Genomic DNA, 4,851 nt, shown 5'->3' with positions numbered 1-4,851 from the left:
GATAGCAGGAACGTCACCGGGATTGTCAGAATCACGGCGAATCCGAGTGCCATCCATTGCGGCAGGTGGATGACTTCCACGGCCAGCCGCAAGAGTACCAGGCTGACGAGAAACTGGGCCACGTAAACAATCGGAAAGCGTATCGCAGAGCGCTTGCGCATGGGTGTGCGGAAGACGAATACGGTGCTCAGCCCATAGGCCATGAGGATGCCGACGGCGTAGCCGATCGTGTAAGCAAACTCGTAACGCACCCAATTCAGCAGCAAGAGATAGATTGCGTAGGCAACTATCGTGTTCGTCCCGCCCATGATGAGGAAGCGGACGAATTCGCCCGCCATGACCCGAACATGTGCCGACCTCGTGGTGTCAGGAGGTTCTTGTTCGTGACTCATGCCCGAGGAGTGGCCTGACTTTCGTCGACAAAACCTGCCCGGGTTTCGACCAGATACATCGGCTTGCGATAGGCGGCACCCATCAGTCGTCCAACGTATTCGCCGAGAACGCCAAGAATCAGCAATTGAATTCCGCAGGCAAACAGGATGACCGACATTAGCGAGGTATAGCCAGGGTTGGTGATACTGCCGCTGAAATAGCCATAGACGACGAACATCATGTAGGCAAAACTGACCAGGGCAAGCGCTGCGCCACCGTAGCTGGCAATGCGCAGCGGCAATTGCGAAAAGCTGACAAAAATATTGAACGCATGCGATATCAGCTTGCGCCACGTATAGGCGCTCTCGCCATGATGGCGCTCGCCATGGGTCACTTCGACGGTTTTCGCCGACGATGTCATCCATGAAAGCATGCCGTCGATATACGGCCTGGCGAGTCGGAAGCCGGTCAGTTGGCGGGCGAGCGGGGCGTGGATCGCACGGAATGACGAGTAGTGTTCGTTGAGATCGGGGAATGCGCGTTTCAGGGTCCAGCGCATCAGTTCGGAGCTCAGATTGCGAAAGCCTGAATGAGTGCGTTTGGGAAACAGTCCATAGACCAGTGGCGTTTCCTCGCCGCCGACTTCGAGCATCGATGCGATTGCTTCCGGGGGATGCTCGAGGTCGTCATCCATGGTCACGATCCACTGGCCCCGTGCATGTTCGATGCCGCAGATGGTTGCCGCGTGCTGGCCGAAATTTCGACTCAGGCGAAGTCCGGTGACTTGCGCATGCGCGTTTGCCAGCGCCCGGATCGCGGGCCAGGATTCCGCGCTGCCGCGATCGTCGATCAGAATCAATTCCCAGGTCAATCCGGCTTGCGCCATGCTCGCCGACAGGCGCTGGTGCAGCTCGGCCAGTGCAGCGCTGCCGCCGAAGACCGGTACAACCACGGACACGTCAGGATTGAGAGGGGGCGATGCGGTCATGGTCAGAGAGAGCCCAATGATTGATGCCAGTCCCAGGTTCGCTTCAGTCCGCTGGCCAGATCGACGCGTGCTTTCCAGCCCAATTCATCGACAATCAATTGGGGGTCTGGCGAGACGCAGGCAACATCGACGTCTCGCGCGGGATGAAACTCGGTGATGATTCGGCGACCGCTGGCAATCTGACAGGCTTCGATCAGTTCAAGGATGGACGCCGTCTGACCACTTGCGATATTGTAGCAATTGAATGGCTTTTCCAGTGGTGCAAACAACGCGCAAGTCATGGCTTCAATCAGATCATCGATGTAGCAATAATCGCGAAGCGTCGATCCATCGCCCCAGATCTGGAAAGGCCTGGCATCGACCGCGCGGTCGAATATGGTCGGCACGATGGCGAACCCCTTGGTCACTTTCTGACCCGGGCCGTAAAGATTGCTCGGGCGCAATGTGACAGCGGACCAGCCTGCGGTTGCCACGCAGGCATGCAGGAAAGCTTCCGCTGCCGCCTTGCCTGCACCGTAGTAGGAGCGGGGTCGAAGTGTTCTGGATTCCGTTGCATTCTGCGCATCATCTCCGTAGATCGCGCCACCGGAAGACAAGTAGACGATTCGACGCCCGGGAAACTCGGCAGCACATTCGAGTAGCCGTGACAGTGGCAGCAGATTGCCGAGGACTTCGAGCGAGGGGTCGCGAGCTGAAACACCTGGCGTCGTTATCGATGCTGCATGGACGATGGTGCTGCAACGGGCCAGGGCGTCACGAAGCAGGTGGCGATCCTCGATCGAGCCGCGGATGCGGGTAACTTCACCAACGACGCCGTCCGTTTCCGAGCGCCCGAACGCGATGACGTGATGACCGAGCCGGGCCAGATGCGCACACAAGGCCGAGCCGATAAAGCCGGCCGAACCGAGTACAAGTGTTGATCCGGAAGGAGGTTGCATGGCCGGAGTCCCTGGCGGCTTCTGTCGAACGCCGATTGTATCGGGGCTGGTGCTTTCGTGTTTGAGAACCAGCGAGCTGATGTTGATCAAGGAATACAAACTCAACAGTTGACTCCGACGAAGCCATCGGCTGTTCTGTTGGAAGCGGCTTGACCAGTCATTCGGCTGTTGAAAGCAGCCGCCCCGAAAAGGGACTTCCTTTGGTCGCGATGCGTTTGCGTTGAGCGGGGCGAAGCATCGGGCCTGAAGGCTTTTCCTACAACAGCTTGGGCTTCGAGGCTAACCAGATTTGAGTTTGAAATGCTCGCAGGATAGGCAATCCGCTCATCTTTGGCAGAGTTCTTGCTTCACTCATTGGTCGGGGCTATCGTCCGCAAGGTTGCTTGCGGCAAAGTCCGCCAGACTGGTACCGGGAGAAATTGCGTGGGTTTGCTCGATGAGCTCGAAAGCGAAGCACAGCGGCGCAAGTCGAACGACGAAGATGCGTCGGTGCTGAAGGCGGCGCGTGAAACGGCGTATCGCACGGTGCTGGAACCGGCCATGGCAGATCTGCTTGCCTACCTCAAGGAGCTGGCCGCCAAACTCACGGAGCTGCAGCCGAAGATTGCCATCCGCCATAGCCTGGCCGGTTACGGCGATGTGGTTGCCTACGTCGAGCACGAATTCGACGTTCGCGAGGTGCGTCAGCCCTCGTCGAAGGAAATCACGGTTGCATTTCATGCCGCTGTTTCAAGTTCGGAGTGTCCGAGCGTCCAGATTGAAGGCGGAGCGCGGGTGCGCGCTGTTTCCGCGTCATTCCAGCGTCACCGTCTCGGCGCACCCCTGGCGGCGAGCAAGGATGCCTCGGGAGAAGTGGTCGCTGCGACTTTCAAGGCCAAGGGACGCATTCCTCTGACCGCAGTTTTTTCCGCCGATGCAGCCAGCGGCCAGCTGCGCCTGAGTTTCAGCAATTTCGATGATTTTGCGACGGCGGTAAAAACTGTTGCGCCCGATCAGGTCAATGAGGAGTTGTACGACAAGATTGGCCGCTACCTGATGCGTGAGCCGACCGATCTGATGCGCGAAGTGCTGCCGGAGAACTACCGTAGCCAGCTGCGTGCACGTGTCCACCACGAAGAGGTCAAGCGGCGCTGGGAGTCGCAGATCGTTTCGCGTCAGCAGGAAGATATTGCCCTGCTCAAGCGCGAATACGGGATCGGCGCACGCTTCAATCGGATCGGCGATGCAATGGGCAAGTTGCGCGGTCTGGTTTCGCGCAAGTAAGACGCCTGGCCGCCAGTTACACCAACAAAAAACCCCCGGGATCCGGGGGTTTTTGTGTTTACGCAATGCGCAAATCAATCGATCAAAGCAACGGCACCAGCAGCAGGGCGACGATGTTGATGATCTTGATCAGCGGGTTGACCGCCGGACCGGCGGTGTCCTTGTACGGATCGCCGACGGTATCGCCGGTGACTGCGGCCTTGTGCGCCTCGGAACCCTTGCCACCGTGGTTGCCATCTTCGATGTACTTCTTGGCGTTGTCCCAGGCACCGCCGCCGGTGGTCATCGAAATGGCCACAAACAATCCGGTGATGATGGTGCCGATCAGCACGCCGCCGAGCGCCTGGGCGCCGGCCATCGGCCCCCCGATCCAGCCGAAGCCAAAGCCGACCACGATCGGAACGAGCACCGGCAACAAGGACGGAACCATCATCTCCTTGATCGCGGATTTGGTCAGCAGATCAACTGCGCGCGAATAATCGGGCTTGGTCGTGCCTTCCATGATGCCCTTGATCTCGCGGAACTGGCGACGCACTTCCTCGACCACCGAAGCCGCCGCGCGACCGACCGCTTCCATCGCCATCGCACCGAACAAATACGGGATCAGACCGCCGATGAGCAGGCCGATAATCACGTAGTGGTTGGAGATGTCGAAGGTGTAGACGTTTTCCGGATGCTCTACCGCGAGCTTGTGCGTGTAGTCGGCGAACAGGACCAGCGCGGCCAGACCTGCCGAGCCGATTGCATAACCCTTGGTCACTGCCTTGGTCGTGTTGCCGACCGCATCGAGCGGATCGGTCACGGCGCGGACTTCGGAAGGCATGTCGGCCATTTCGGCAATACCACCGGCGTTGTCGGTGATCGGACCATAGGCATCAAGGGCGACAATCATTCCGGTCATCGAAAGCATCGCGGTGGCAGCGACGGCAATACCGTAGAGGCCGCCGAACTGATAGGCAGCCCAGATCGCCGCACACACCGAAAGCACCGGGTAGGCGGTCGACTTCATCGAGATGCCGATACCGGCGATGATGTTGGTCGCATGGCCCGTGGTTGATGCCTGGGCGATGTGGCGAACCGGGGCATACTCGGTGGCGGTGTAGTACTCGGTGATGACGACCATGGCACCGGTCAGGACGAGTCCTACCAGGGCGCAATAGAAGATGCTGCTCGACGAGATGCTGATGCCATTGCCGACATCAAGCCCGGTCGGGAACAACTCGCGGGTGACAAACCAGAACGCGATTGCCGAGAGCACGGCCGAGACGATGACGCCCTTGTACAGGGCAT

5 protein-coding genes are annotated in these 4,851 nt (G+C 59.1%); 1 reads left to right on the top strand and 4 read right to left on the bottom strand.

Annotated features, from left to right (window positions below):
* From VFN25_RS10720 to VFN25_RS10710, 3 genes are all read right to left on the bottom strand, one after another.
* The coding region (locus VFN25_RS10720) for a GtrA family protein (protein WP_325141704.1) at positions 1 to 338 on the bottom strand (338 nt) is incomplete at its 3' end.
* Between the two features lie 50 nt (positions 339 to 388).
* Positions 389 to 1,360 (bottom strand): glycosyltransferase family 2 protein, encoded by a 972-nt coding sequence (locus tag VFN25_RS10715; RefSeq protein WP_325141702.1) that lies wholly within the window; start codon positions 1,358 to 1,360, stop codon positions 389 to 391.
* A 2-nt stretch (positions 1,361 to 1,362) separates the two neighbouring features.
* Positions 1,363 to 2,403 carry an NAD-dependent epimerase/dehydratase family protein gene (locus tag VFN25_RS10710; protein WP_325141700.1) on the bottom strand — a complete coding sequence of 347 codons (1,041 nt, stop codon included), beginning with the start codon at positions 2,401 to 2,403 and terminating at the stop codon, positions 1,363 to 1,365.
* A 318-nt stretch (positions 2,404 to 2,721) separates the two neighbouring features.
* Between VFN25_RS10710 and VFN25_RS10705 the strand changes: the two genes are divergently transcribed.
* Positions 2,722 to 3,561 carry a hypothetical protein gene (locus VFN25_RS10705; protein WP_325141698.1) on the top strand — a complete coding sequence of 280 codons (840 nt, stop codon included), beginning with the start codon at positions 2,722 to 2,724 and terminating at the stop codon, positions 3,559 to 3,561.
* 82 nt (positions 3,562 to 3,643) lie between these two features.
* Here VFN25_RS10705 and VFN25_RS10700 read toward each other — a convergent pair.
* Positions 3,644 to 4,851 (bottom strand): sodium/proton-translocating pyrophosphatase (locus VFN25_RS10700; RefSeq protein WP_325141696.1); only part of this gene is annotated, 1,208 nt, incomplete at its 5' end.

Origin of the sequence: Dokdonella sp. (genome assembly GCF_035703485.1) — a bacterium.
Classification (GTDB): Bacteria; Pseudomonadota; Gammaproteobacteria; order Xanthomonadales; family Rhodanobacteraceae; genus Dokdonella.
This window is presented reverse-complemented; position numbering and strand designations above follow the sequence as displayed.

What these genes read in the sequence shown, in the direction of transcription:
- VFN25_RS10715 (WP_325141702.1), bottom strand. Translation starts at nt 1,360, where the DNA reads ATGACCGCATCGCCCCCTCTCAATCCTGACGTGTCCGTGGTTGTACCG.